The organism is Pseudomonas sp. 1912-s, from assembly GCF_029269205.1.
Lineage (GTDB): Bacteria > Pseudomonadota > Gammaproteobacteria > Pseudomonadales > Pseudomonadaceae > Aquipseudomonas.
This window is the reverse complement of record NZ_JARIXR010000013.1, coordinates 1-25,675: the sequence shown is the minus strand read 5'-3', so window position 1 is coordinate 25,675 and position 25,675 is coordinate 1. Positions and strand designations below refer to the sequence as shown.

At 61.4% G+C, this 25,675-nt stretch carries 23 protein-coding genes; 9 read left to right on the top strand and 14 right to left on the bottom strand.

What is annotated here, in order from left to right; translation table 11 throughout:
* Nucleotides 1-153 precede the first annotated feature (153 nt).
* Complete coding sequence (locus P3C29_RS17440) at nt 154-1,101, bottom strand: LysR substrate-binding domain-containing protein (RefSeq protein ID WP_275965024.1); 948 nt, start codon at nt 1,099-1,101, stop codon at nt 154-156.
* A gap of 137 nt (nt 1,102-1,238) precedes the next feature.
* Here P3C29_RS17440 and P3C29_RS17435 point away from each other — a divergent pair, with 137 nt between their 5' ends.
* The 3 genes from P3C29_RS17435 (at nt 1,239) to P3C29_RS17425 (ending at nt 4,595) form a co-directional block, all read left to right on the top strand.
* Entirely contained in the window at nt 1,239-2,615 is a 1,377-nt protein-coding gene (locus P3C29_RS17435) for an L-serine ammonia-lyase (RefSeq protein ID WP_201121717.1), read from the top strand.
* A 60-nt stretch (nt 2,616-2,675) separates the two neighbouring features.
* The gene (locus P3C29_RS17430; protein WP_275965023.1) at nt 2,676-3,971 is read left to right on the top strand and encodes a serine/threonine transporter; all 1,296 of its coding nucleotides are present in this window, start codon (nt 2,676-2,678) and stop codon (nt 3,969-3,971) included.
* A 306-nt stretch (nt 3,972-4,277) separates the two neighbouring features.
* Nucleotides 4,278-4,595, top strand: a complete 318-nt coding sequence (locus tag P3C29_RS17425; RefSeq protein WP_010176956.1) for a DUF3509 domain-containing protein — start codon at nt 4,278-4,280, stop codon at nt 4,593-4,595.
* Here the strand turns inward: P3C29_RS17425 and P3C29_RS17420 are convergent.
* The 3 genes from P3C29_RS17420 to P3C29_RS17410 form a co-directional block, all read right to left on the bottom strand.
* Nucleotides 4,592-5,080 (bottom strand): phosphate-starvation-inducible PsiE family protein, encoded by a 489-nt coding sequence (locus P3C29_RS17420; RefSeq protein ID WP_003212783.1) that lies wholly within the window; start codon nt 5,078-5,080, stop codon nt 4,592-4,594. The genes P3C29_RS17425 and P3C29_RS17420 overlap by 4 nt on opposite strands.
* A 121-nt stretch (nt 5,081-5,201) precedes the next feature.
* Entirely contained in the window at nt 5,202-5,387 is a 186-nt protein-coding gene (locus P3C29_RS17415; RefSeq protein WP_275965022.1) for an antitoxin, read from the bottom strand.
* Nucleotides 5,388-5,443: 56 nt separating this feature from the next.
* The gene (locus P3C29_RS17410; RefSeq protein WP_275965021.1) at nt 5,444-5,779 is read right to left on the bottom strand and encodes a DUF6124 family protein; all 336 of its coding nucleotides are present in this window, start codon (nt 5,777-5,779) and stop codon (nt 5,444-5,446) included.
* A 464-nt stretch (nt 5,780-6,243) separates the two neighbouring features.
* Here P3C29_RS17410 and P3C29_RS17405 point away from each other — a divergent pair, with 464 nt between their 5' ends.
* Entirely contained in the window at nt 6,244-6,504 is a 261-nt protein-coding gene (locus P3C29_RS17405) for a YebG family protein (protein WP_010176960.1), read from the top strand.
* Between the two features lie 158 nt (nt 6,505-6,662).
* On the opposite strand, the gene P3C29_RS17400 is transcribed toward P3C29_RS17405, so the two are convergent.
* Nucleotides 6,663-7,388, bottom strand: coding sequence for a dienelactone hydrolase family protein (locus P3C29_RS17400; protein WP_275965020.1), 726 nt, complete (start codon nt 7,386-7,388; stop codon nt 6,663-6,665).
* A 204-nt stretch (nt 7,389-7,592) separates the two neighbouring features.
* Here P3C29_RS17400 and P3C29_RS17395 point away from each other — a divergent pair, with 204 nt between their 5' ends.
* Nucleotides 7,593-8,900 (top strand): acetamidase/formamidase family protein, encoded by a 1,308-nt coding sequence (locus P3C29_RS17395; protein WP_275965019.1) that lies wholly within the window; start codon nt 7,593-7,595, stop codon nt 8,898-8,900.
* A 6-nt stretch (nt 8,901-8,906) separates the two neighbouring features.
* Here the strand turns inward: P3C29_RS17395 and P3C29_RS17390 are convergent, their stop codons facing one another.
* Nucleotides 8,907-9,926, bottom strand: a complete 1,020-nt coding sequence (locus P3C29_RS17390) for a Glu/Leu/Phe/Val dehydrogenase dimerization domain-containing protein (protein ID WP_010176963.1) — start codon at nt 9,924-9,926, stop codon at nt 8,907-8,909.
* Between the two features lie 186 nt (nt 9,927-10,112).
* On the opposite strand from P3C29_RS17390, the gene P3C29_RS17385 reads away from it, so the two are divergent.
* Together P3C29_RS17385 and P3C29_RS17380 are read left to right on the top strand one after the other, a co-directional pair.
* Nucleotides 10,113-10,916 (top strand): transglutaminase family protein, encoded by an 804-nt coding sequence (locus P3C29_RS17385; protein ID WP_010176964.1) that lies wholly within the window; start codon nt 10,113-10,115, stop codon nt 10,914-10,916.
* Nucleotides 10,917-10,958: 42 nt separating this feature from the next.
* Nucleotides 10,959-11,783, top strand: a complete 825-nt coding sequence (locus P3C29_RS17380) for a class I SAM-dependent methyltransferase (protein ID WP_169387120.1) — start codon at nt 10,959-10,961, stop codon at nt 11,781-11,783.
* Here P3C29_RS17380 and P3C29_RS17375 read toward each other — a convergent pair.
* The 4 genes from P3C29_RS17375 to hmgA form a co-directional block, all read right to left on the bottom strand.
* Nucleotides 11,754-13,121, bottom strand: a complete 1,368-nt coding sequence (locus P3C29_RS17375; RefSeq protein ID WP_201121730.1) for an aromatic acid/H+ symport family MFS transporter — start codon at nt 13,119-13,121, stop codon at nt 11,754-11,756. The two genes, P3C29_RS17380 and P3C29_RS17375, sit on opposite strands and share 30 nt — an antisense overlap.
* Before the next feature lie 85 nt (nt 13,122-13,206).
* Nucleotides 13,207-13,851 (bottom strand): maleylacetoacetate isomerase, encoded by a 645-nt coding sequence (gene maiA / locus P3C29_RS17370; RefSeq protein ID WP_275965018.1) that lies wholly within the window; start codon nt 13,849-13,851, stop codon nt 13,207-13,209.
* A gap of 12 nt (nt 13,852-13,863) precedes the next feature.
* On the bottom strand, nt 13,864-15,150 hold the full coding sequence (gene fahA, locus P3C29_RS17365; RefSeq protein WP_275965017.1) for a fumarylacetoacetase: 1,287 nt from the start codon (nt 15,148-15,150) through the stop codon (nt 13,864-13,866).
* A gap of 3 nt (nt 15,151-15,153) precedes the next feature.
* Entirely contained in the window at nt 15,154-16,437 is a 1,284-nt protein-coding gene (hmgA, locus tag P3C29_RS17360; RefSeq protein ID WP_201121737.1) for a homogentisate 1,2-dioxygenase, read from the bottom strand.
* 119 nt (nt 16,438-16,556) lie between these two features.
* On the opposite strand from hmgA, the gene P3C29_RS17355 reads away from it, so the two are divergent.
* A complete protein-coding gene (locus tag P3C29_RS17355) occupies nt 16,557-17,348 on the top strand; it encodes an IclR family transcriptional regulator (protein ID WP_201121738.1) in 792 nt (263 codons plus the stop codon).
* Nucleotides 17,349-17,483: 135 nt separating this feature from the next.
* On the opposite strand, the gene P3C29_RS17350 is transcribed toward P3C29_RS17355, so the two are convergent.
* The 4 genes from P3C29_RS17350 to P3C29_RS17335 form a co-directional block, all read right to left on the bottom strand.
* Nucleotides 17,484-19,973, bottom strand: a complete 2,490-nt coding sequence (locus P3C29_RS17350) for a LuxR C-terminal-related transcriptional regulator (RefSeq protein WP_275965016.1) — start codon at nt 19,971-19,973, stop codon at nt 17,484-17,486.
* A gap of 274 nt (nt 19,974-20,247) precedes the next feature.
* Nucleotides 20,248-21,615: a DUF1329 domain-containing protein gene (locus P3C29_RS17345; protein WP_010176972.1), complete on the bottom strand. Its 1,368-nt coding sequence runs from the start codon at nt 21,613-21,615 to the stop codon at nt 20,248-20,250.
* 26 nt (nt 21,616-21,641) lie between these two features.
* Nucleotides 21,642-23,432, bottom strand: coding sequence for a DUF1302 domain-containing protein (locus P3C29_RS17340; RefSeq protein WP_029616183.1), 1,791 nt, complete (start codon nt 23,430-23,432; stop codon nt 21,642-21,644).
* A 484-nt stretch (nt 23,433-23,916) separates the two neighbouring features.
* Nucleotides 23,917-24,828, bottom strand: a complete 912-nt coding sequence (locus P3C29_RS17335) for an SDR family oxidoreductase (RefSeq protein ID WP_169387114.1) — start codon at nt 24,826-24,828, stop codon at nt 23,917-23,919.
* Between the two features lie 419 nt (nt 24,829-25,247).
* Between P3C29_RS17335 and P3C29_RS17330 the strand changes: the two genes are divergently transcribed.
* The coding region (locus tag P3C29_RS17330) for a transposase (RefSeq protein ID WP_275965015.1) at nt 25,248-25,675 on the top strand (428 nt) is incomplete at its 3' end.

Here is a 25,675-nt window from a genome sequence, read left to right as displayed (position 1 = left end):
AAAACCATGACCTCCTGATTACACAATTGAGCAGACAGAGGAACATTTCAAGCCCTTTGCAAAGATAAATCCCACATTACAAATTAACCCTGACTACAACCAAAAACGCTGTTAGGGTGGGGAGTTGGTTACATCTTCTTACCGCCAACTTCCTTACAATTGCCCCTCTCCCAACGGGTGCAATCCGCGAAAAATCCCGGCTTCCTCCACCAGCCAGTCATGCACCGCCCGCACGCCCGGATGGCTCAGCGCGCCCGGCGCATACAGCAGCACATACCGTTTGTGATTAGGCACCGCCAGGCCGAACGGCACGATCAACGTGCCACGTTCCAGTTCGTCATTGAGCAAGGTGCGCCGGGCAATCGCCACGCCCATGCCGGCAATCGCCGCTTCGATGGTCAGGTGGTTACGGTTGAAGGTATGCCCGCGCCGCACGTCGGCAGCGTCGTAGCCGATGGCATTCAGGTAAAACTCCCACTCTGCATACTCATAACTCCCACGCCAGGCGGTAATGTCGTGCAACAGCGGGAAATGCACCAGGTCAGCGGGGCCATGCAGCGGCGGTCTCCCGCGCAGCAGGCTGGGTGCGCACACCGGGAAGATCTGCTCGTCCAGCAGGGCTGTGGATAACAACCCGGGGTAGCTGCCGTCGTTCAGGTCGATGGCCAGGTCGAAGTCGCCCTCGTACAGGGCGATGCTGCTGTCTTCGGCCACCATGCGCAGTTGAATATCCGGGAAGCGCTGCTGCAAACGCGGCAGGCGCGGGGTCAGCCATTTGCCGAGAAACGACGGAATCGAGCGCAGGCGCAACGTACCGCTGATCATCCCCGCATCCAGCCGCTGCAACTCGGCATCGATGCTGCCATAGGCCTCGCCCACGGTGATCGCCAGCCGCTGGCCCTCTGCACTCAGCTCAACCCCGCGTGCGCGCCGATGGAACAGCCGGAAGCCCAAACGCTCCTCCAACTGGCGGATTTGCTGGCTGACCGCGCCCGGGGTGATGTGCAGTTCTTCGGCGCAGCGGGTGAACGACAAATGCCGCGCGGCGCAGGAAAAAACGTGCAACCAGACGTAAGTCTGGCCATGAAGCGGGCGAGCCATAGGGTTTAGTCCTGCTAAAGGGTGTCTTAGGATAATTCGTTGGTCAGTGCCGATCCAGAGGCTCAGTATCGCGCCAATTCCGCTTGTCCTACAAAAGATGGCAGCGATTCCTACTCCATTGCTTGTAAGGGTTTAGCATGGCTATCAGTGTTTTCGATCTATTCAAGGTGGGCATTGGTCCTTCCAGCTCCCATACCGTCGGCCCGATGCGGGCGGCGGCGACCTTCGTCCAGGCGCTGACCGACCAGCAATTGCTCGACGAAACCCGTCGCGTCGAAGTGCGTTTGTACGGCTCGCTGTCCGCCACCGGCGTCGGCCATGCCACCGACCGYGCCTGCGTAATAGGGCTGATGGGCGAATGGCCAGACAGCATCGACCCCACCAGCATCGGCCCACGCATCCAGCAGTTGCGCGAGTCCGGCCAATTGCTGCTCGCCGGCCGCAACTCGATTGCCTTCAACTGGCAACACGACCTCCTGCTGCTGGACGAAAGCCTGCCTTACCACCCCAACGCCATGTCCCTGCACGCCTACGACGAAAACGGCCTGTTGAGCGAACAGACGTACTACTCGGTGGGCGGCGGTTTCATCATCGAAGCGGCGGAAGCTGAATCCGGCATTGCGCCTACCAGCGAAGTGCAATTGCCCTACGACTTCTCCAGCGCCGTCGAACTGCTGGCCTTGTGCAACAAGCACGGCCTGCGGGTTTCCGAATTGATGATGGCCAACGAGCGGGCCTGGCGCAGCGATGCCGAGATCCGCAGCGGCCTGCTGCATATCTGGTCGGTGATGCGTGAATGCGTCGAACAAGGCCTGCGCCACGAAGGCATCCTGCCCGGCGGTCTGGATGTGCCGCGGCGCGCTGCGAAATTGCACCGCAGCCTGTTGGAAATCGGCAAACCCAACGTCATCACTTCAACCTTGTCGGCCATGGAATGGGTCAACCTGTTCGCCCTCGCCGTCAACGAAGAAAACGCGGCCGGCGGGCGCATGGTCACCGCGCCCACCAATGGCGCGGCGGGGATCATCCCGGCGGTGTTGCACTACTACATGAAGTTCAACCCGGACGCGTCCGACGATGACGTAGTGAATTTCTTCCTGGCTGCCGCCGCCGTCGGCATCCTCTGCAAGAAAAACGCCTCGATCTCCGGCGCCGAAGTCGGCTGCCAGGGCGAAGTCGGTTCCGCCTGCGCCATGGCTGCTGCGGGCCTGGCCGACGTGCTGGGTGCGTCCCCGGAGCAACTGGAAAACGCCGCCGAAATCGGCCTGGAGCATAACCTGGGCCTGACCTGCGACCCGGTCGGCGGGCTGGTTCAGGTGCCGTGCATCGAGCGCAACGCCATCGCGGCGGTCAAGGCGATCAACGCCACGCAAATGGCCCTGCGCGGCGACGGCAAACACTTCATCTCCCTGGACCGGGTGATCCGCACCATGCGCGACACCGGCGCCGACATGCACGACAAATACAAAGAAACTTCACGGGGCGGCCTGGCCGTTAGCTGGGTGGAATGCTGAGGAGCATTCCCTGACCGTCCCAACGTGAGCCCGCGCAAAAATAATAACGAGGCAATAACGATGACCGATGTACGTACACCTGCTGCCGAAAATCCCGCTGTAGACCTGACCACGACCACCGTGACAACCGGCTGGAACAAACACGACACCACCTGGATGCTCGGCCTCTACGGCACCGCCATCGGTGCCGGCACCTTGTTCCTGCCGATCAACGCCGGCGTCGGCGGCTTCTGGCCGTTGATCGTGCTGGCGTTGCTGGCCTTCCCGATGACCTTCTTCGCCCACCGTGGGCTGACGCGCTTTGTGTTGTCGGGCAAATCCGGCGACATCACCGATGTAGTGGAAGAACATTTCGGCATCGGCGCCGGCAAGCTGATCACCTTGCTGTACTTCTTCGCGATCTTCCCGATTTTGCTGGTGTACAGCGTGGCGCTGACCAACACCCTGACCAGCTTTATGGAACACCAACTGCACATGGCAACGCCGCCCCGGGCGATCTTGTCGCTGGTGTTGATCCTCGGCCTGATGGCCATCGTGCGCTGCGGCCAGGGCGTGATCGTCAAGGCCATGAGCGTGCTGGTGTACCCGTTCGTCGCCGCCCTGCTGCTGTTGGCGGTAAGCCTGATCCCCAACTGGAACGGCGCCTTCTTCGCCTCCGCCGGCGAAGGCATGCCCCTGCCGGTGTTCTTCAAGACCTTGTGGCTGGCGATCCCGGTGATGGTGTTTTCCTTCAACCACTCGCCGATCATCTCCGCCTTCGCCGTCGATCAAAAACGCGTGTACGGCCCGCAGGCCGAGCGCAAAAGCAGCGGCATCCTGGCCATGGCCCACAGCATGATGGTGCTGACGGTGATGTTCTTCTGCTTCAGCTGCGTACTGGCCCTGTCGCCGGCTGACCTGGCAGCGGCCAAGGCGCAGAACATCTCGATCCTGTCGTACCTGGCCAACCATTTCCAAACGCCGGTGATTGCCTACGCTGCACCGTTGATCGCGCTGGTGGCCATCACCAAATCCTTCCTGGGCCACTACATCGGCGCCAGCGAAGGCTTCCAGGGCCTGATCGTCAAATCCCTGCGCGGGCGCAACCGCAGCATGTCGGCCAAGTGGCTGGAGCGCTGCACCGCACTATTCATGGTGCTCACCTGCTGGGCCGTGGCCACCTTCAACCCGAGCATCCTGGGCATGATCGAAACCATGGGCGGGCCGATCATCGCCTGCCTGTTGTTCCTGATGCCGATGTACGCCATCCGCCGAGTGCCATCTTTGCGCCAGTACTCGGGCCAGGCGTCCAACGTGTTTGTGGTGTTGATCGGCTTGATTGCGCTGTCTGCGATCGTTTTTTCGGTCATGCCCTGAAACAGGACACACTCACCACGACTTGAGTGAACGCCGCACCCTGTGGGAGCCGGGCTTGCCCGCGATGGCGGTGGATCAGTGGGTATAAATGCCGGCTGATCCTCCGCAATCGCAGGCAAGCCAGCTCCCACAGTTAATTCAAGGCAATGCTGAACGCTCGTACGGCACGCCCCTTGCTGTACAGCACTCGAGGAAAACGGACCTTGTGAAAACCTCAGCGAGCGAATGGCCGGTGGTCAGGAAACGCGAACTAATCCCGACACCGGTCGTCAATGACTGCATGTTCTTATCAGGCGGTAACGCACCATGGACAATCCTTTTCAGATCATCACCGACACCTTCGCCCCGAAATACCGGGTCAACTTGAGCATCCAACGGCTGGACGGCAGCATCATGCTGACCCTGTCCGACGAAGACGGCGTAGTGGCCAAACGCATGATCAGCGCCGAACAACGCAACGACCCGCAGCGCCTGAAACGGCTGGTGCAAAGTGTGCAGTTCGGGATTGCGATTGAGCAGGGGCACAGCGCGATTGAGATATTGGCGGTGATGACCGACGGGGACAGCCACAAAGTGTTGCAGCGGCCGCCGGTCAGCCGGCCGCCGCTGAGTGCCGGGCTTTAAAGTTCGCCTTTCTCTGTTTCAAGGCTCGCTTCGCCCTTGCGGCGCGGGCCTTCGACCTTCACCGACGGAAACGCCGACGACGCATACCGCACCACCAGAATCGCGAACGCCAACAGCAGAATCCCGCCGCACAGGTAGATGATGCCGATGTCGGGCGGGTTGTGGTGGGACACGTTGGAGATCAGCAGGCGGGTCAGCGCGGTGATCGCCACGTAGATCAGGAAGCGCACCGGCATGTGGTTGGTCTTGAAGTAAATCCCGACCATCGCCCCCAGTTCCAGGTAGATGAACAGCAGCAAGATGTCATCGATCTTGATGTGCCCCGTTTCCAGCATCCCCAGAAACTCCATCACCGCTGCGTAGGCCGTCACCGCACCAATGGCGAACAGCGCCAGGTAGTGGAAGGTCTCGACGAACAGATTTCCCAAGGACTCGGCCAGTTGGTGCACGGTCTTGCGCAGGTTTTCAGCCCAGTTGATTTTCACGATGATGCTTCCTTAGGTCGGCTCGACCGGATAATGCGGGTTGGACGTGACGGTTTCTCTGCATGCAGAAAAAAGGCCAGGGAACAGGGAGTGAGATGGTGGCGGGGTGATATGAGGCACTTCAATCGGGTTTATGAGCCAAACGCTTAACATCTATCAGCGCCTTTACTTCCGACATGACCTGATCATGAGGGATGCCTGGTCTCGCGTCTTCAAGGGCGGCCTGCACGTTGGCGCGGAACCAACGGTCATAAGAAACAGCAGAACTTTCGCTTTCAGGCAATTCCGGAACGTCATGAAAACTCATTGTGGCTCCTTATGCAGTCGTTCCCACCAGCGCAGGAACGACTTAGCAGTCCAACATCAGGTCGGGGCGACTTGATCCAACGCTTGATCGATCAATAAACCACTCATTTCCAGCAGTTGGTGGATCGCCAGAAGCAAACTTCGCTGTGGTCCTTCAAGCTCAAAAGCCAGGCTGCTGGCCATTTCACGGGCACTGTTCAACGTTTCGCTGGCGTTGGCGAGTAACGTTTCCGTGTCGGCATTGGGCGTAACGCTGAAAAGAATCGAGGAGGGTTCGGGAGGTGGTTCAGGTGTTTCAGGGCGCAGATAGTAATCAATCGCGCGGTTGGCTGCGGCTTGAAGACGGGTGTCAGTGTGTGAATCGTAAGGGGGACTCGGGGTAATCTTTTTCATGATCAGACTCTTCCGTATTAAAAACCGTCCCCATCTGCCGCCAAGCAGATTGGGTGACGGATTGCACAAGGTTGGCGGACCGGTACGAAAGATGAAAACCGGCACCCCGAAGGGTCCATGCGCAACCCGTCATGACACAGGAATACAAACGCCACGAAGCGTCTGCAATCTTGTTGGGACGTTGTTACGCCTTTCGTTACCGAGCCGCCAAGCCCGTCCGCTGCATTTGCAGCGCCCGAGGAAGGTAAGCGAACGAACGAAGCCGGCGCAACCCCGGCAAGTTGTCAGAAATTTCTCTTGCTGCAAACCCCCGTATTCCAACTACATTAAAAAGCCACTACCCAAAGCCCATGGATTGGCTTATGCTTTTAGCTGTATATAAATACAGTATTCGCACGAACGCATGGCGAAACCCGAACCAAGGGCTACCCCCTTCAATACTGCACCGATGACGAGGCCGAAAAATGGCTGTTGAAACCCTGTATCGCAGTACCCGTGACCTGGAGACTACATTCGTGGATCGCAAACTTGCCGACGCACACGACCAGATGCTTGAACTGGCAGAGTCCCTGATGGAAGTGCTGTTGAAAAACGTCGAAGGCTTGAGCGAGAAGCAGGCTGAAGATGCCGGTATCTTCATGGCCAAGAACCGCGCAGCGTTTGCGGCGGCGTTCAAGAACAATGCGAGTGCATTGGCGGAGATTGGGCAGCCTGAGGCTGAGTGATGCGTTGCCGTTCGTCAGTGGGATTGTTGTAGCTGGGGTTTATTGTGGTGAGGGGGCTGGTCCTGTGGTGAGGGGGACAAGCCCCTCACCACAGGACCAGCCCTTTCACCATAGAAAGCCCTCACCACAGGGTTATGTGTAGGCCGGTAAGGCGTGTGTTACGCCTGCCATAACGTCTTGCCAAAGAACGTCAACGTGCGGTCCCACGCCAGTTGCGACCAGGCGGCATCGTATTGCGTGTCTGCAATCCGACCATCGCCAATCGCCGTCTCGTTGGCAAACGCATGGCGCGCCAGGTAGCGATGGAAAGTCGCGTCCACACCCGCCGCGTGCAGTTTTGACTCCAGCTCAGCCACGGTGTCGATGTTGAAGAAGGCATCCTGCGTGCCCCAGTGCCCGATCAGCGGCGCCTTGATTTTCGACGCATCCAGATACTCCAGCGGCGGGAAGCCGTACCACACCACGCCCGCAGCCACTTCCGCAATTGCGTTCAGCGCCAGCAACGTCAACGCCCCGCCCATGCAGTAACCGGTCACGCCGACTTTTTTCGAGTCTGCCTGCAGGTACTGCACAGCGCCCTTGATGTCCTGGGAAACCGCATCGCCAAAATCCAGACCATCCATCAAGTGGTGAGCTTCTTCCTCTTCCACCGTGGAGGCGCCGCGATAAAGGTCCGGCACCAGCACCCGGTAACCGCACTCCGCCAAGCGGTTGGCCACGCCCTTGATCTGATCGTTGACGCCCCACCACTCCTGGATCACCACGATCGCCGGCGCGCCTTCGAGTACTGCCGGGCTGGCCAAGTAGCCGTTGACGTCCCCGCCATCCGGACGTTTGAAGGTGATCATGCGCCCGCTGGAGCGCCCTGCTGTTTGTTTGGACATGCCAACCTCGTTCTGATGGGTTTGATAACAGAGATATCTGTATTTGCCCGTGTCCGCCACTGCGGGTGTATCAGAGTGTGTATGGATGCGCCTCAGATACACACGGACCGGCAATCGCGGCAGCGCGACACACGACAGATACACACCGGCGGTTAAGTGATGAAGCCTGTTGAACATTCAATCACCCAGGGCCAGGAAAACAAAATGAATAACCTCCCAGCTGTCGACCGCCTCAGCGTCACGTCCTACACCAACGGCCTGCTCGGCCCCAGCCAGAAAATGCTCGGGCCACTGGCCGACGGGGGCACCTTGATCACCGGCACCCCGCCCGGCTGCTGGGGCCCGATGATCACCCCGGCCTTCGAGGGCGGCCATGAAGTCACCCAGCCGGTGTTCATCGCCGGGGCAGAAGTTGGGGACGCGGTGGCGCTGAAGATCACACGCATGCGGGTCACCTCCCTGGCCAAGTCCTCGGGGGTCATGAGTTTTGTCGAGGGGCGCTACCACGGCGACCCGTTTGTCGCGAAGTTCTGCTCCAACTGCGGGCAAGAGCATCCCGCCAGCCATGTCGAAGGCATTGGCGAAGACGCTATCCGCTGCAATGCCTGCGGGGCCGAAGTCAGTGCATTCCGCTTCAGCAATGGCTACGTGATCGTCCTGGATGCCGAGCAACAGGTAAGTTTGACGGTCAACCAGGCCGTGGCAGACCGCCTGGCCGGCAAGGCCTCGGACCTGTCGGCGCTGCCCGAACTGTCGGCACAGCATTCGATCCTGTCCCTGGCCCGCGCCGACATCCCCGGCCTGGCCGCGCATATGCGCCCGTTCCTGGGCAATATCGGCACCACGCCTTCACGGGATCTGCCGGATTCCCACAACTGCGCCGACTTCGGCCAGTACCTGGTGGGCGCGCCCCATCGCTACAGCATGACCCACGAAGAACTCCACGCCGCGAAAACCGATGGCCACATGGACACCAATTCGGTGCGCGAGGGCTGCATCCTGATCTGCCCGGTGAAAGTCCCCGGCGCGGGGGTGTACATGGGTGATATGCATGCCCAGCAGGGCAACGGCGAAATTGCCGGGCATGCCACCGATGTGTCGGGAGAAACCGAATTGACGGTGCACGTGATCAAAGGCCTGAGCCTGGACGGTCCGATCCTGCTGCAAAACCTCGATGACCTGCCGCCCATGGCGCGCCCGATGAACGCGGAACAACGCCTGCGGGTGAAGGCATTGGGCGAGCGCTGGGGCCAGGTGGAGATCGAGGAGAACGCACCCATCACCTTTATCGGCAGTGGGATAAATCTTAATGTCGCGACAGAAAACGGACTGGAACGCGCCGCTGCCGTGACCGGGCTGCCGATCGACGAAGTGCGCAACCGCGCGACCATCAACGGTTCCATCGAAATCAGCCGCCTGCCGGGAACCGTGCGGGTCACGATTCTGTGCCCGATGCACATCCTTGATCGTATGGGCGTGGGCCAATTGGCCCGGGAAAAATATCAGCGTTGACCCGCTTCAGCGGTACAGCAACCGCTCCGCCAGCTCATCCGCCACCCGCGCGGGTGAGCGTTTTTCCGCCTGGGCGTGGGCGAAGATTTCGGTCAGGCGGGTGCCAATATTCGACAGGTGCGCGGTGATGGTTTCCAGCTCTGCGCCACCGTGCTTGAGGGCGACGTAGATCAGACCGCCGGAGTTGATCACGTAGTCCGGCGCGTAAAGAATCCCACGCCCTTCCAGTTGATCGGCCACTTGCAGGTTGGTCAGTTGCGCACTCGCAGAGCCGGCTACCGCCGCGCAGCGCAACTGCGCGACCGTGTAGCGGTTGAACACCGCGCCCACGCCACAGGGCGCAAGGATGTCGCACGGGGTGCTGAGCAAGGCTTCGTTGGCAATCGGGTGCGCGCCCAGCTGTTCCATGGCCAGTTGCACCTTGCCGTGGTCGATGTCGCTCACCAGCAATTCGGCCCCGGCGGCGTGCAGTTGCTCGGCCAGGGCATAACCGACGTTGCCCAGGCCCTGGATCGCCACGCGCAAACCTTCAAGATTATCGCTGCCCAGGCGGGCCATGGCGGTGGTGCGGATGCCGGCGAATACCCCCATGGCGGCGTGAGGCGACGGGTCGCCGGCCGCCGTGGTGCTGGTGACATAGCGGGTCTGCTGGGCGATGCAATCCATGTCGGCCACTGAAGTGCCGCTGTCGATGGCGGTGATGTAGCGGCCATCAAGCTGCTCGATGCAGCGCCCAAAGGCTTCAAACAGCGCGGCGCGGCTTTCGACATGGGCGGGGCGGATGATCACCGCGTTGCCGCCACCCACCGGCAAACCGGCCAGGGCAGCCTTGTAGCTCATGCCTTGGGCCAGGCGCGCGGCATCCGCCACGGCACTTTCATCGTCGGGGTAAGAGAGGTAGCGGCAACCTCCGAGGGCGGGGCCCAGGCGGCTGTTGTGGATGGCAATGACCGCCTTCAACCCGGTGGCCGGGTCGACGCTCAGGTGCAGCGATTCAAGGCGGGTGCTGTGCATGAGCGCAAACATCGTCGAGCTCCCGAATCACTTCTTGTAGGCGCCAAGTATAGGACTGCCAGCGAAAGCCTGCTGAAGCGCGCAGGAATAAGGCCACCGGTTTTAAAGGGTTTGCGACATAAACAGGCAGGGCGTTTCTCAAGGTACTGGACGAAAGTGCACAGCAAGGCTAAAACGAGACATCCGCCGGAGAACCCAATGAATCCCCGCAAAGCCTTTTTCGCCTGCCTGGAACGGTCACCGCCCGCGCTGTTTGAAGCTGCGCTGTGGATGGCGGCCGAGCACGACCCGGCAGTCGATCCTTTGGCCATCCTGCAGGACTTCAAGGTGTTGCAACAGTTGGTCAGCCTCAGCATGCCGATGCTGCCGCCGGATGAACTGGGGCAACCACTGCTGCGGCGCATGAACGACCTGGGGTTTGCCCAGGATGACCACACGCCACTGCGCCCCGCCGCCGCCCTGCTGGACAAGGTGTTGAAGCGCAAGCGCGGGCAGCCTCTGGCATTGGGGCTGATTGCCCTGGAACTGGCCCGGCGCCTGGACATTCCCCTGGTGGGCGTCAACTTTCCGGGACACTTCCTGTTGCGCGTACCGGGGGCCGATCATCTGCTCGACCCCTGCGGCGGCCGACGGCTGTACCCCAACGACTGCCGCGAACTGCTGACTCGCCAGTACGGGCCCAATCTCAAATTGCAGGCCGACCACCTGCACACCGCCGAACCGCGTTCGATCCTGCAGCGGCTGTCACGCAATCTGCGCCAGTTGCACCTGTCCAACGACGAGCATCTGGCTGCGCTGGTGGATGCCGAGCGGGTGCTGGAGCTGGGCAATGCCAGCGCCGCCGATTACCTGGCCCGGGCCAGTTTGTATCAGCGCCTGGACTGCCCGAATGCCGAGCGTTTTGACCTTGAGCATGCATTGATGCTCAGTGAAGACCCGATCCAGCGCCTGCGCCTGACCGAGCGGCTGGGGCATTTACCGCCTAACTCTGTGGTGCATTGACCGGCTTGGCGTAAGCTGTACCGCCCCATGGATGAGGTTGTCATGCCCCTGCGCTCCCCCGCCGAACGTTACCTCGAAGATTTCCACCAGCGCCAACCCGGCACCACCAGCGCGGCGTTCGCCGAACTGAGGGCGGTGAAATACAGCTCTTCCTATGCCGCGTTGACGGCGCACGTGCCGGCAACACACAGCCCACTCACCGTCCTGGACCTGGCCTGCGGCGATGGTTATCTGCTCAAGCTGCTGGCCGACCGCCAGCAACCCGGCTTGCAACTGATCGGTGTCGACATGAGCCAGGCAGAACTCGACGCCGCCCGCGAGCGTCTTCCAGTTGAGGTCACCCTGCTCAAGGAACGCGCCCAATCATTGAGTGTGGCTACAGCCAGTGTCGACGTGCTGCTGTCGCACATGGCGATCATGCTGATGGATGACCTCGACCAGGTGCTGCAAGAGGTGCAGCGAGTCCTGCGCAGCAGTGGCACATTGGCAGTACTGATTGGCAGAAGCTTTCTACTGGGCCCAGTCGGTGTGGCGTTTCTGGAAGCCTTTCGTCCAATCGCCGAGGAAGACCGCCTGCCCAACCTGCCGATGGGCGACCCGCGCACCCGCAATGAAGCCGGCTGGCACACCTTGCTGGAAGACCACTTCAGCGACCTCAGCGTCGAAGATATCGACGTCCATTGGCAGCCTCAGCCAGAGGAACTATGGACGTCATTAAAAGAAACCTACGATATCGACCGGCTGACACCGCCCGCCAAGGCCCGCCTGAAAGAGCGTTTCCTGGCCACCATCACCCACCTTCGGCAGCGTGATGGCAGCGTGTCCACCGGGTGGGGGTTACGCGTGATCAGCGCCCGGCGCCGCTAACGCATCAGCGCCCTGTGACACCGTGCTCTTTGGCGAGCGCACCTGGATAATCAACAACGCAGCAATCACCGCCGGAATCGCACAGAAGAAGAAAATCTGCTGCACCGGAATGTGCATCGCCAGCAGCAGGCTGCCGAACAGCGGCCCCAGGATCGAACCGAACCGGCCGACGCCCAATGCCCAACCGGTACCGGTCGCTCGCACGTGAGCCGGGTAGAAGTTACTGGCGAACGCATTCAGGGTCAGTTGGCCGCCGATGATGCAGAAACCCGCCGCGAACACGCAAGCCACCAGATAGCGCGGGTTGTCGTGGTTCAGGCCCAACAGAATGGTGCACACCGCGGCCGCCGCGAGTACGCCGGACAGCAGGCGCACTTTGCTTTTCAGCCGGTCGGCAAACCAGGCCATGCCGATGGCGCCCAAGGTCCCGGCGAACAGGAACATCGAGGTCACCAGGTTGGCTTCGTTCAGGCCCAGGCCGCTTTCCAGCAACAGCGAAGGCAGCCAGCTGATCATGAAATACAGCAGGATCAGGCTGACAAAAAACGTCGCCCACAGCAGCAAGGTCGGGCGTGCGTAACCATGGCGAAACAGCTCCACCACCGTCAGTTTGCTGCCCTGCTCCTGACGATTTTCTGCCTCGCTCGCCGCCGGCGGTTGCCAACCCGGCAACATCCGCGCGGTGACTTTTTGCAGGCGCGTATACGGCGGTGCGTCACGCAGCAGGCGCGGCAGGGATTCGGGCAACATCCAGGCGAGAAACGGGAACAGCAGCAACGGCGTCACGCCGCCGGCCAGGAACACCGCCTGCCAGCCAAAGCTGTCGATAAACCCGGCGGCCACGAAACCGCCCGCCGCGCCGCCAAAGGAGAAACCACAGGCCGCGAGCGTCACCATCAACGTTCGCAGGCGCGGGGGCGAATATTCCGACATCAAGGCCATGGCGCTGGGCATCGCGCCGCCCATGCCGATGCCGCAGATAAAGCGGGCGGCCATCAAGGTATTCAGGGAATTGGCGAAGACCATCAGCACCGTGAGGCTGGCGTAGATCAGCACGCAGCACAGCAGGATGCGCCGCACACCAAAACGATCCGCCAGTGGTGTGACGGCCAGGGAACCGAGGGTCAGCCCCAACAGGTTGGCGCTGAACACCGGGCCGAACGCGGCTTTTTCCAGGCCCCAGTCCTTGGCCAGCGCCGGGACCACGTAGCCCAGGACCTGGGCGTCGTAGCCGTCGGTGACCAGCAACAGAGCCAGCAACAAGAGAATCAACCACTGATAGCGCGACACCGGACGGGCGTCGAGTGCCGCACGAAAGCTGGCAATCTGATTGTGCATCGCAAGGGACCTGTGTTGTTTTTATATTTTTTTGGACACGCTGTAGATCAAATGTGGGAGCAGGCAAGCCAGTTCCCACATTGATTTATGGCGTGTCAGGGGTATCGGGTTGATTCGCCGGATGTGCCTGCATGAACACCGGATGCTGCGCCGCCAATCCCGCCACCCGCTGAATGCGCGGATACGCCGCCAGCGACACCTTGAACCGCTCGGCCGCATACAGCTGCGGAATCAAAAACGTATCCGCCATCCCCGGCTGCTCGCCAAAGCAATAGCCCTGATCACCGATCAACTGCTCCACCGCCGCCAGGCCCTGGCTGATCCAGTGCCCGATCCACTCCAGCACCTGCGCTTCATCGTGCCCCCATTGCTTGAGCAAGTTCTGGGTGCTGGAGTTGTGCAGAGGATGAATGTCGCAACCGATAATCGACGCCACCGCGCGCTCATGGGCACGGGTCGCCAGGTCCCTGGAAAGCAACGGCACCTGTGGATAACGCTCCTCCAGGTACTCGATGATCGCCGGCGACTGAATCAGCACATCGCCGTCATCGGTACGCAAGGCCGGCACGCGACCCTGGGGGTTGATCGCCAGGTACTCCGGCTGGCGATTGGCGCCGCCCTTGGGCACCAGCAGGTTGACCGGCACCGCGGTGAAATCCAGGCCCTTCAAGGCCAACGCGATGCGCACCCGATACGACGAAGTGGAGCGGTAGTAGGTATAGAGTTCCATGGCCCCGCCCTCTCAGCGCGCCGCGACCACGGTCCCCCGGCATTCGCCGAAGCCGATGGAGGCAAACCCGTCGCGGGTGCAGCGGGCACGCAGGATGATTTCGTCGCCGTCTTCGAGGAATTTACGCACTTCACCGGAGGCCAGTTCGATCGGTTTTTTACCGCCTTCGGTGATCTCCAGCAGGCTGCCAAACTGACCCGCCTCAGGCCCCGACAAGGTGCCCGAACCAAACAGGTCGCCGGCCTGCAACTCGCAGCCGTTGACGCTGTGGTGCGCCACCATTTGCGCCACGGTCCAGTACATGTGTTGGGTGTTGCTGAGGGTCAGGCGATGGGCCGGCAGGTTCTGCTCACGCATCGAGGCGGTGGTCAGCAGCACTTCCAGTTCGATATAAAAACCACCGGCAGCCTGGTCGCGCTTGTCCAGCAGGTAGGGCAGCGGTTGCGGGTCGCCTTCAGGGCGCGCCGGTTGTGCCTTGCGGAACGGCTCCAGGGCTTCAGCCGTCACCACCCAAGGTGAAATGCTGGTGATAAAACTCTTGGACAGGAACGGGCCCAGCGGCTGGTATTCCCAGGCCTGGATATCCCGCGCCGACCAGTCGTTGAGCAGGCAGAAACCGGCGATGTGATCAGCGGCGTCGCCGATGGCAATCGAGTCGCCCATGGCATTGCCCTGGCCGATCCAGATGCCCAGTTCCAGTTCGTAATCCAGGCGGGCGCAGGGGCCGAAGGTCGGCTCGGTTTGACCGGCTGGCAGGGTCTGGCCTTTCGGGCGGCGGACGTCAGTGCCCGACGGGCGAATCGTCGACGCGCGCCCGTGGTAGCCGATCGGCACGTACTTGTAGTTGGGCAGCAGCGGGTTGTCGGGACGGAACAGTTTGCCGACGTTTTGCGCGTGCTCGATGCCCACGTAGAAATCGGTGTAGTCGTTGATTTTGGCTGGCAGGTGCATCTCGCAATCGGCCGCCAGGTGCAGCGCGCTTTGCAGTTTGCCTTGCAGGCTGCTGCCTTCCGCCAGCAGTTCCAACAGGCGCTCACGCAGGGCCACGCGCGGGCCACGGCCGAGTTCGAAAAACGCATTCAGTTGACCGCCAGCAGTGGCTTCAACGGCACGCCGGGCTTCGCCCTCAAAGCATTCCACAGCGGCCTGCAGATCAAGAATCTGCTCGCCAATCGCCACGCCACTGCGCGGTGCCGAACCGTTGAGGCTGAACACACCCAGCGGCAGGTTTTGCAGCGGGAAATCCCGGTGACCGTTGGCGCAAGGCACCCAACTGCGGGTGAGATTAGGCTGAGTCATGGGTTATCTCCGATTCGGGTTGAAGGTTGCAGGCAGCGAGGCCCAGCAAGCGTCGTAGGAAGGTTGCAGTTGCGGGCATTCCAGCGCGAACTGTGTAGGACGCAGCACCTGGCTGGTCTCGAACATGAACGCCATGGTGTTATCAATCTTGTGGGGTTCAAGCGTCGCGTTGATGGCCTTGGTGCAGGTCTCGCCATCCGGGCCATGGGCGCTCATGCAGCTGTGCAGCGACGCGCCGCCGGGCAGGAAGCCTTCGGCCTTGGCGTCGTAGGCGCCCTGGATCAGGCCCATGTACTCGTTCATCAGGTTGCGGTGGAACCACGGTGGCCGGAAGGTGTTTTCGGCGACCATCCAGCGGGGCGGGAAGATCACGAAGTCGAGGTTGGCCAGGCCGTGCACGCTGGTGGGCGAGGTCAATACGGTGAAAATCGACGGGTCGGGGTGATCGAAACTCACGGTGCCAATGGTGTTGAAGCGGCGCAGGTCATATTTGTACGGCACGTTGTTGCCGTGCCACGCCACCACGTTCAGCGGCGAATGATCCAGCTCGCAGCCCCACAGTTCGCCGAGGAATTTCTGCACCAGTGTGGTCGGTTGCTTGAGGTCTTCGTAATGGGCGACGGGCGTGAGGAAATCCCGTGGGTTGGCCAGGCCATTGCTGCCGATCGGGCCGAGGTCCGGCAGGCGCAGCGGTGCGCCGTGGTTTTCGGCGACGTAGCCGCGGGCCTGGGTATCCAGCAGCTCGATGCGGAATTTCAGGCCGCGTGGCAGCACGACAATTTCCAGCGGCTCCACGTCCAGCACGCCCAGTTCAGTGGCGATACGCAGGCGGCCCTGCTCGGGAACGAGCAACAGTTCGCCGTCGGCGTTGAAGAACACGCGGTCCATGGAGCGGTTGGCACGGTAGGTGTAGATGCTGATGCCTGAGGGTTTTTCCGACCCGGCGTTGGCGACCATGCCGACAAGCCCGTCGATGAAATCTGTCGGCTCATCCGGAATATCCAGCGGGTTCCAGCGCAAGCGATTGGGCGTCACGGCGCCCAGCGGGCCACCGGCCAGTTGCCGCTCCAGCTTGACGAACGCCGGGTGATTGGCCGACGGCTGGATGCGATACAACCAGGTGCGCCGGGCTTCGCTGCGGGCCATCGTGAAGGCGGTGCCGGAAAAGAGTTCGGTGTACAGCCCGTAGGGCGCTTTTTGCGGGGCGTTCTGGCCGACGGGCAATGCACCGGGCAAGGCTTCAGTGGCAAATTCATTGCCAAAACCCGATTGGTATTCGAGGGTCATGGATCGTCCTCTGAGCGGAAGTTGTTTTTATCGTAATCCAGTTACGCATAACGTAATTTGATACCTGTTGACCGTCAAGCTATAAAGACGCCCATTCGTCTTTCGGATTCATGCCCTCCATGGAAAAGCCGCCCGCTCCCCGCGACACCGGTAAACAGAAAGTCCGCTCGGCTGAAGTGGGCACCGACATCCTCAAGGCCCTGGCTGAACTGTCGCCGGCCACCTCGTTGTCGCGCCTGGCCGAGCACGTGCAAATGCCGGCGAGCAAGGTCCACCGCTACTTGCAGGCGCTGATTGCCTCAGGCTTTGCCGAACAGAACACCGCCACCAACCATTACGGGCTGGGCCGCGAAGCCTTGCGTGTGGGGCTGGCCGCGCTGGGCAGCATGGACGTGCTGAAAGTCGCCGCCCTGCCCCTGGCGGAACTGCGGGATGAACTGAATGAAACCTGCTTCCTGGCCGTCTGGGGCAACCAGGGCGCAACGGTGGTGCATATCGAGCCGGCGGTGCGCGCGGTGACGGTGGTCACGCAATTGGGGTCGGTGTTGCCGTTGCTCAGTTCGTCCACCGGCTTGGTGTTCAGCGCCTTCCTGCCGTCGCGGGAAACCGTAGAGTTGCGTGAGCGGGAGATTCAGGCGGGCGTCGCCCATGCGTTGGCGGATGACCAGGCGTACGCCACCACCTGCGCGCAGATCCGCCAGCGCGGCCTGCACTTTGTGCATGGTTTGCTGATGCCCGGCGTGGACGCGTTGTCGGCGCCGGTGTTCAACGCTGTCGGGCAAGTGGCGGCGGTGTTGACCGTGGTGGGGCCGACGTCGTTGTTCCATGCCGATGAAGACGGGCCGGCGGCGAAGCGTTTGTTGGCGGCGACCGAGGCGGTGAGTTGGCGCATGGGTTATCAGCTTCCCTGACACAACACCGTTCAACTGTGGGAGCTGGCTTGCCTGCGATAGCGGTGCATCAGGTTAGCTATCTGCCACTGACACACCGTCATCGCGGGCAAGCCCGGCTCCCACATTAGCCTGCGTTGATTTCGAGATTAGAGTTCAAGCCATCAATCCCAGCGTCTTGGCCTTGGCCACTGCCTGGGTGCGCCGCTCTACGCCCAACTTGCTGTGAATGCGCCGCGCATGGGTCTTCACCGTGTGCAGCGAGATAAACAATTGGCCGGCAATTTCCAGATTGGAATTGCCCTGGGCAATCAACTGCAGCACCTCAAGCTCACGCTGGCTAAGGGGATTTTCCCCCGCCGCCGCCGGGCATTCCTGCGGCTCCAGCCCCAACGCGCTCAACAACCCCGGTTGCCTGAGCCGCAACTCGCGAATCGCCTGCTGCACCTGGCAACGCCCCGCCAGTTCCAACCCGGCTTCCAGCGAGCGCACAGCCAATGGGCGATCGCCAACTTGCCAGGCCACTTCCCCCAGCACCAACTGCAACTCCGCTTCCAGGCACAGCATGCCCCGCTGCCGGGCAGTCGCCAGTAACGCGCTCAGGCGGGCGATGGGTTCTTCGGCACGGCGCAATTTCACTTCGGCCAACACCTGCAAATACTCAAGGCGCGGGATCAATTCAAGGGTGGCCGGCGGCGCCTGTTTGGCCTTGGGCCCACGGTAGTGGCGCAGCACGCGGGTCACTGCTTCCAGGGTCAGTTCGGCGCGGCCCTGTTGCAACCAGAAATGCCCGCTGAGCAACAGCAGCACAGCGCGGTACACGGTGTCGGGCACCTGGCGTTGCTGCATCAGACGCTCGGCGTCCCGCAACTGGATAAAGGCCTCGGCGTAATCGCCCTTGTTGGCCGCCAATAACGCCAGGCCGAGGTAGCCATAGAGCACGCGTTTATCCTGGCTGTGCAGGCACATGCCCAGGCCGGATTCGAAGCATTCGGCGGCCACCGCATCGTGCCCCTGGCGCAGGGCCAAGTGACCACGTCGCAACGAAATCCGGCCGACCAACGGCCCGGCCTTGAGCCGCTGTTGCACCAGCATCCGCTGCACGTTTTCCAGCAGGCTCTGGGCCCGATAGGGCGCGCCACGTTGCTCCAGCAACTGCGCATGATCCAGCTCCAGCAACGCCTCCAGCAACAAGGAGCCATGGGACCGCGCCAGGCACAATGCCTCGCGGTTCAGCGCCTGGGCCACGTCCAGTTCGCCACGCAGCAGGGCCTGTTGGGTCAGGCCCGACAGGCACATCAGGCGCGAGGTCCAGGCGCTCTCGGGCAAGTCTTGCAGGGCTTCGAGAAAATGCTCGCGGGCCCGCACAGCTTCGCCGCCCAGATGCAGCAGCCAACCCCATTGCGCCTGCCAGCGGGCCAACAGGTAGCGCTGCAGGTGCGCGGTCGGTTGCGGGGTGAAACGTGCCAGTTGATCGATGCACAAGGCCGCCTGGTCGAAGCGCCCGGCAAACAACAACGCCGCCGTCACCAGCCCCACCAACTGTGCCGAACCCAGCATCAATTCATCGCCATGTTGCTCATGCAGGCGCAACAACAGCACGGCGTTTTGCTGGCGGAACAGGTCTTCAAAACTGAAATGCTGCAACAGGCTCACGGCCACTTCGTACTCTTCGGCCAGCAGCGCCTGTTCAAACGCCGCCTGCCAGTCCTCGGCGGCGGTAAACCATTGGCAGGCGCGACGGTGCCAGGAGCGCTTGGCCGGCCAGGGTTCGTCGCGCAGCAGTTGCGCCAGCGGCGGGAAGATTTGCAGCCAGTCGGTGGCGTCTTCCCAGGGCTCGATAAAGGCGCCCAGCGCCTGCAAGTCACGCAGGTAGGCGCCACCGTCGCCAAAACCGAACAGGTGGTCGCACAGGCTCGGGTTGAAACGTGGCAGGTGCGCAAGCACACGCCAGGCTTCGGCCAGTTCCGGGGCCAGGCCACTGAACAGCTCGTGTTGCAGGTAATCGAGCAAGGTTTTGTCGGGGTGCCCCTCGCCTTCAAGCAAGGCGATGCGCACACCGGCGCACCAGCCGGCGCTGAACGCCAGCACCTTGTCGGCGCGGGGCCCGGCCAGGTGCTGGAGCTCGGTGTGGTCAAACGCCAACTCGGCCGCGCTGCATTCCCACAGTTCATCGTCGAGCAACAGCCGGGGCCAGTTACACGCCGGGCGCCGCCGCGCGCCGATCCACCAGGTTAAAACGGGACTGCTGGCCGCCAGGATGCGATCGAGTAACGCATCCAGTTCAGGCGCCGGCGCCCGGCAAAAGTCATCGAGAAACAGCCAGGCAGGTGCTTGCCAGCGGTTCAGGGCCAGCAGCAGCGTGGGTTCATCGACAAAATCGAGGCCGAGGCTTTGGGCCAGGCGCTGACATAAATCCAGGGCCGCGCCGTTCAACGGCAACCAATGCACCTGGCAATCCGCAGGCGCTTGCAACGCGCACTCGGCGAGCAGCGCACTCTTGCCACTGCCAGCCGGGGCGCAGAGCAACTTCACCCGCGCGGGAGCGCTGAGCAATGGCCCGGCCAGGCGTGGACGCAACAGGTGATGGGGCGACAAGCGTGGCATGAATCCAGGACGATCCAGACAACGGGTCATGGCGGTCATTACTGCGTCCCTGTTTTTTATTATTAGGCGGCGTGCCCCCTACCCTAGTCCTGTGGTTGGCGGTTGTTGAGGAGTATTCAGCAGGCTGATTGCCGGGCATAAAAAAGCCGGGAGCGCAAACGGCCACCCGGCATGAGACTCAGCGTTGAAATGCGTTCCCGTGTGGGAGCTGGCTTGCCTGCGATAGCGGTGTGTCAGGTCAGGTATCTGTTACTGATACACCGCTATCGCAGGCAAGCCAGCTCCCACAGTTTGAGCGCATTTCAATCAGCTTTTAGCGCACGCCTTCCGAGCGCAATGCTGCCGGCGTGTAGTCGGCCGCCTTGGCCGCAAAGCCGAACACGAAGCTGCTCTTCTCTTCGTTCTTCATGCCCAACGCGATGTAGCGCCCGGCGATGATGTCGTACAGGGTCTCGACGGTGTAGGCCGGCACCTGGTGGTCATAGTAGAACTGCGCATGCCCTTCGGCGACGCGCCACAGTTGGCCGCGACCGTCGTAGTGATCCACCAGCGCGACTTGCCAGCTGTCTTCGTCGATGTACATGTGGCGCTTGGCGTAGATGTGCCGCTCGCTTGGCTTGACGGTACCGATCACTTCCCAGACCCGGTGCAGCTCGTAGCGGGTCAAATCCTGGTTGATGTGGCCGGCCTTGATGATGTCGTCGTACTTGAGGGTCGGCGAGTCGAGCTTGTAGCTGTTGTAGGGAATGTACATTTCCTTCTTGCCCACCAGCTTCCAGTCGTAGCGATCGGGGGCGCCGGAGAACATGTCGAAGTTGTCCGAGGTACGCAGGCCGTCGGCCGCGGTGCCGGGACCGTCATAGGCCACTTGCGGCGCACGGCGCACCCGACGCTGGCCCGCGTTGTAGACCCAGGCCAGGCGCGGTTCCTTCACCTGGTCGAGGGTTTCATGCACCAGCAGTACGTTGCCCGCCAGGCGTGCCGGGGCAGTCACCGATTGTTTGAAGAAGGTCAGTACGTTGGCGCCCTTGACCGGGTCCATGTCCGGGATCAGTTGCGGCACGGCCACTTCTTCTTCGAAACGGATCGGCGTGTAGCTGCCGTTAGTCTGCGGCGTGGCCTGGGTAATGATTCGCCGCAGGTTGCCCCCGTGGTAACGGGTGATGTGGTTCCACAGCACCTCCACGCCGTTCTTCGGAATCGGGAAGGCGTAGTAGCGATTGCCGGTGAAATTCTCCAGGCCGTTGCCGTCGTTGATCGCATGCACGTTGAGCGCGCTGCGCTTGATCGAGTCATAGATTTCCGGCGGCAGGTTGACCGTGCGGTGGGTCGGGTACACCGGGATTTTGTAAGTCTCGGGGTAGCGCTTGAACATCGCCACCTGGCCTTCGGAGAGCTTGTCCTTGTACTTGTCGACAGTGGCCGCGGTGATCACGAACAGCGGTTTTTCATTGGCGAACGGGTCGGCGAGGAAGCCCTTGCTGTCCACTGCGCCAGCGTTTTTCGGAATGCCACCGGTCCATGGCGGGATCGAACCGTCGGCGTTGCCGGCCTTCTCGGCGCCTACCGGGGTCAGGGTGGTGCCCAGCTTGGCCGCTTCTTCCGGCGACACCGCGGCCATCACGTTGGCAGCCAACAGGCTCAGTGCCAACACGCCGCATTGCAGAATCATCTTGCGCATAGTCTCTTGTCCTTCTTTAAGCCAAATCAGAAGTTCACGCCAAAGCTCAGGGCGATGAAGTCGCGGTCGGTGAGGGTGTTGTAGTCCCCGCCAAAAAAGTCGGTGTAGCTCAGGCTCGCGGTGTAGGTGTTGCGGTAGTCCGCATCCACGCCCACGCTGATGGCCTTGGCCCCTTCGTTGAACAGGCCGTTGGGCCCATAGCCGCTGACGTCCTGGGACCACGACACGTTGGGCTTGAGGTTGACCCCGGCAAACACGTTGTTGTAATCGAGGATGGCCCGGGCGCGATAACCCCAGGAATTGGCCGTGACAAAACCGTCGGTGTCGCCGCCGAAGCCGTATTGGCCGTAGACCGAATCACGGCCGTAACGCAGCTTGGATTTCGCCTCCAGCCCGCCGACATGCACGAAGGCCGCTTCGCCCACCAACGTCAGGCGTTCGGCGCCCAGGACCTGGTCGAAGAACTGGGTCATGGTGCTCTGGATCTGGGTGATTTCCTTGCGGCGGTAGCCAGCGTTATCGGCACCGAAGGAACTGCTGATCGGTGAGGCTGCGTTCCCGGCAATCGGGTTGACCAGGGCCAGCGTCAGGTCGGTGGTGTTGAGCTGTACGGGCGCATTCGGGCGGTAGCTGATTTCGCCGGTCCAGGCCGTGCCGGTGGGCAAGGTGGTGGAGAAGCTGGCGCCGAACAGGCGGATATTTTCCGGGTAGTCGAGGTAGTACTGGCCACGGCCGAGCATCGTGCTTTGCGCCAGGCCGGAGCCGGAGCCCGGGGCGATACCATTGGCCGCGTTGACGATGCGGCCAATGGTTGCCAGGTTGGTGTTGGCGGTGATGGTACCGACCGTGGGCGTGCGACTGTGGTAGTTCATGAAGTACAGGCCGTACTCCGTGTCATCGCCCAGCCAGCGCAAGGCCATCCCGAACTGGCCGCCATCGCGTGCCTCGCGGTCTTTTGCACGCTGAACCACCACGCCTTCGTTGGTGACCTGGAAGCCCTGGCCAAACGCCGCCGCCACCGGTTGCAACGGTGCAATTGCCGGGCTGCCAACGGTGTAGTTGCCGTTACAACCGTGGGCCACCACGTCGTTACCGAAGAAGGTGCCGCAGTTATCCACCACGGTGTTTTCCCAGTTCAACTGGTAGAAGCCTTCCACGCTCAGTTGGTTGGTGAGGCTCTGGGATGCAAACACCATGTTGACCGGAATCAGGCCTTCCTTGATCTCGGCACCGGGCCGGCGAAAGGCTGAGACGTCAATCGGGTTGATGCTGTTGATGGAGTTGCCGATGAACGTACTTTCGCCCCAGCTGACCACCTGTTTGCCGACACGCACGTTGCCCGGCAAATCACCGATGGAATAGTTGTGGTAGACGAACGCATCCAGCAACTCGTAACCGGAAGAGCGCGCGCCCTCGTCGCGGTGGTTGTTGCTGATCTGCTTGAATTCGCGGTCTTCGTCCTGCAGTTCGAAGTCGTACCAGTACTTGCCGCGCACGAACACGCCGCTGTCGCCGTATTTGAGCTCCAGGTCGTGGATGCCCTTGAAGATCTTGGAGAAGGTCTCGCCCTTCTTGAAGTTCAGGCGACCGTCATCACCGGTTGAGGCTTGCCCCGTGCCGCCGTTGGGAATGCCCACCAGCTTTTTGTCGGCGTCGCGCATGCCCCAGCTGGCACCGACCGACAGCGAGGAGTCGAATTGCCCTTCGATCTCGCCGATGTTGAATGAAACAGCCTGCGCCTGGGCACAGCAACCCAAAGCAACCGCAGCGGCCAGCGCCTGTGGCCTGAAGATGGCGCGCATTGTTGTTCTTGTCATGCGTCTTCCCCGGTGGTGTGACAGAAGGCCCCACCCTACTGCCCGCCATCAGGAGCGATAAGCGCACCAAGGAGGTATTCGTGTTGTCGCCCGAAAGGATGACGGGCCGCTCTGGGCGGGGTATTGGCGGGGGCATGGACGAGATGGATGAAGGGTTATCAGGAGGATGGATGAAGCGCTAACGTCACTGTTGCCGGTTTGGTAACAGTCCTTGTCCTGAATCGCTATTTTTCATTCTGTAACAAAAGCCTATTCTTGCTTGGCTTTCAGGGCAAACCGCCCGCTTCCCCACCTGGGAAGAACAGCCAGATTTTATGGATTGATCACTGTTTTCAATCTGTTACCGGTGTTCACTGACGTTGATTTATTGCTCCTTGATCAAACGTCTTACTTCAGCCGCTGCCTTTGCAGTGGCTTTTTTTTGCCAGAAATAAAGCGGGGCGCCATGGCGCCCCGGGTTGATTAAAACTTTTTCATGCAACGATCAGAGGCTGTACTTCTGCAGGTTGGCCATCATCTCCTTCAACGCCTCGATAGTGTCCTTGGGGTGAGCGGCCCCTTCGAAGTCGCAGATTTGCTGCCAGTGGGCGGCGACATCATCCGGCGAGAAACCGGCTTCAGGGTCGAACCCCACTCCCAGGCTGCGCTCCCAGCGGGTCTTGCCGATCCAGCCACCGCCCACTTCAAACAGCCCGGAGGTTTCCTGGCACGCTTCGCTGCCCAGGTACACCACCAACGGGCTGATCAGTTCCGGTTTGAGGCGCTCGAAGACTTGCGGCGGGATCAAGCCCTCGGTCATGCGTGTACCGCCGGTGGGGGCGATGGCGTTGACCAGGATGTTGTTTTTGCGGCCTTCCAGCGCAAGGGTGCGGGTCAGGCCGTACAGGCCGAGCTTGGCCATGCCGTAGTTGGATTGGCCGAAGTTACCGTAGATGCCCGAGGTGGAGGCGGTGAAGATCACCCGGCCGTAGGCTTGTTCGCGCAGGTGGGGCCAGGCGGCGCGAGTGACTTTGTAGGCGCCTTCGACGTGCACGCGGTAAACCAGGTCCCAGTCGCTGTCTTCCATCTTGTGGAAGGTTTTGTCCCGCAGGATCCCGGCGTTATTGACGACGACGTCGATGCGACCGAAGGCGTCGAGGGCGTTCTGGACGATTTTGTCACCGTCGGTGACGGAGTCGTGGTTGGCCTCGGCGATGCCGCCGGCCTCACGGATTTCGGCCACCACGCGATCGGCCGCCGAGGCGTTGGCGCCTTCGCCCTGGGTTGAGCCGCCAAGATCATTCACCAGCACTTTGGCGCCGTGTTTGGCGAACAGCAGTGCGTGGGCGCGACCCAATCCACCGCCGGCGCCGGTGACGATCACGACCTTGTCTTGGAACTGCACAGGCTCACTCATTGGGAACTCCAGGGGCGGTTAGGGATAGATGAGTGGAGTGTCAGGCACGGGGCTTTTGGTCACAATAAATACGGTTGGGGGTGAATGGTGTGCGATAAGGCTGGGGGATGATTGGTGTGGCCTAGGGGTGGGTACATATCCGTTATTTGGGTGATGGCTGATATGGGTTCCGCTCTTACAGCGGGTCACTTTTGAAAGGAGCCCAAAAGTAACCAAAAGGCTCTTGCCCCACCACTCGGCACCTCGCCTAGGCTCGGTGTGCCCTTGTAAGATTGTTTTCACCTGCTTCAGACCGTAGTGCCCTCTGATTTCGAGATCGTGAGTGAGCATGGGTCGGAGCAGGTTCCTTCCTAAACTAGTCCGAACGGTTGCCTGGGCGCAAAGCCCGATTCTGCAAGGTTGGACGTGAGGAAAACGCTATGGACCATGACTCTGCGTTCGTCGGAATTGATGTTTCCAAAAACAAGCTCGACTCATTTGTCAGCACTACTGGCCAAGTCGAACAGTTTTCCAATACTCAAGAAGATATCCAGCGTTTAGCTAAACATCTCAAGGCTCAGGAGCCGGTTTTGGTGGTGCTGGAAGCGACTGGTGGATATGAGCGGCTTGCCGCTGCCGAGCTTTGTGCTGCTGGATTACCCGTTGTTGTTGTCAATCCCCGTCAGGTTCGTGATTTCGCCAAGGCGACCGGTAGGCTGGCGAAAACCGACGCTCTGGATGCCCAGGTGATTGCGGAGTTTGCCCAGGCGGTCAAACCCGAGATTCGGGAGATGCCAGATGAACACGCTCGTGAACTGGCGGATCTACTGACTCGACGCCGCCAGCTCATCGATATGATCGTGGCGGA

What these genes read in the sequence shown, in the direction of transcription:
- P3C29_RS17440 (WP_275965024.1), bottom strand. Translation starts at nt 1,101, where the DNA reads ATGGCTCGCCCGCTTCATGGCCAGACTTACGTCTGGTTGCACGTTTTT.
- P3C29_RS17430 (WP_275965023.1), top strand. Translation starts at nt 2,676, where the DNA reads ATGACCGATGTACGTACACCTGCTGCCGAAAATCCCGCTGTAGACCTG.
- P3C29_RS17425 (WP_010176956.1), top strand. Translation starts at nt 4,278, where the DNA reads ATGGACAATCCTTTTCAGATCATCACCGACACCTTCGCCCCGAAATAC.
- P3C29_RS17415 (WP_275965022.1), bottom strand. Translation starts at nt 5,387, where the DNA reads ATGAGTTTTCATGACGTTCCGGAATTGCCTGAAAGCGAAAGTTCTGCT.
- P3C29_RS17410 (WP_275965021.1), bottom strand. Translation starts at nt 5,779, where the DNA reads ATGAAAAAGATTACCCCGAGTCCCCCTTACGATTCACACACTGACACC.
- P3C29_RS17405 (WP_010176960.1), top strand. Translation starts at nt 6,244, where the DNA reads ATGGCTGTTGAAACCCTGTATCGCAGTACCCGTGACCTGGAGACTACA.
- P3C29_RS17400 (WP_275965020.1), bottom strand. Translation starts at nt 7,388, where the DNA reads ATGTCCAAACAAACAGCAGGGCGCTCCAGCGGGCGCATGATCACCTTC.
- P3C29_RS17395 (WP_275965019.1), top strand. Translation starts at nt 7,593, where the DNA reads ATGAATAACCTCCCAGCTGTCGACCGCCTCAGCGTCACGTCCTACACC.
- P3C29_RS17390 (WP_010176963.1), bottom strand. Translation starts at nt 9,926, where the DNA reads ATGTTTGCGCTCATGCACAGCACCCGCCTTGAATCGCTGCACCTGAGC.
- P3C29_RS17385 (WP_010176964.1), top strand. Translation starts at nt 10,113, where the DNA reads ATGAATCCCCGCAAAGCCTTTTTCGCCTGCCTGGAACGGTCACCGCCC.
- P3C29_RS17380 (WP_169387120.1), top strand. Translation starts at nt 10,959, where the DNA reads ATGCCCCTGCGCTCCCCCGCCGAACGTTACCTCGAAGATTTCCACCAG.
- P3C29_RS17375 (WP_201121730.1), bottom strand. Translation starts at nt 13,121, where the DNA reads ATGCACAATCAGATTGCCAGCTTTCGTGCGGCACTCGACGCCCGTCCG.
- maiA (WP_275965018.1), bottom strand. Translation starts at nt 13,851, where the DNA reads ATGGAACTCTATACCTACTACCGCTCCACTTCGTCGTATCGGGTGCGC.
- fahA (WP_275965017.1), bottom strand. Translation starts at nt 15,150, where the DNA reads ATGACTCAGCCTAATCTCACCCGCAGTTGGGTGCCTTGCGCCAACGGT.
- hmgA (WP_201121737.1), bottom strand. Translation starts at nt 16,437, where the DNA reads ATGACCCTCGAATACCAATCGGGTTTTGGCAATGAATTTGCCACTGAA.
- P3C29_RS17355 (WP_201121738.1), top strand. Translation starts at nt 16,557, where the DNA reads ATGGAAAAGCCGCCCGCTCCCCGCGACACCGGTAAACAGAAAGTCCGC.
- P3C29_RS17350 (WP_275965016.1), bottom strand. Translation starts at nt 19,973, where the DNA reads ATGACCGCCATGACCCGTTGTCTGGATCGTCCTGGATTCATGCCACGC.
- P3C29_RS17345 (WP_010176972.1), bottom strand. Translation starts at nt 21,615, where the DNA reads ATGCGCAAGATGATTCTGCAATGCGGCGTGTTGGCACTGAGCCTGTTG.
- P3C29_RS17340 (WP_029616183.1), bottom strand. Translation starts at nt 23,432, where the DNA reads ATGACAAGAACAACAATGCGCGCCATCTTCAGGCCACAGGCGCTGGCC.
- P3C29_RS17335 (WP_169387114.1), bottom strand. Translation starts at nt 24,828, where the DNA reads ATGAGTGAGCCTGTGCAGTTCCAAGACAAGGTCGTGATCGTCACCGGC.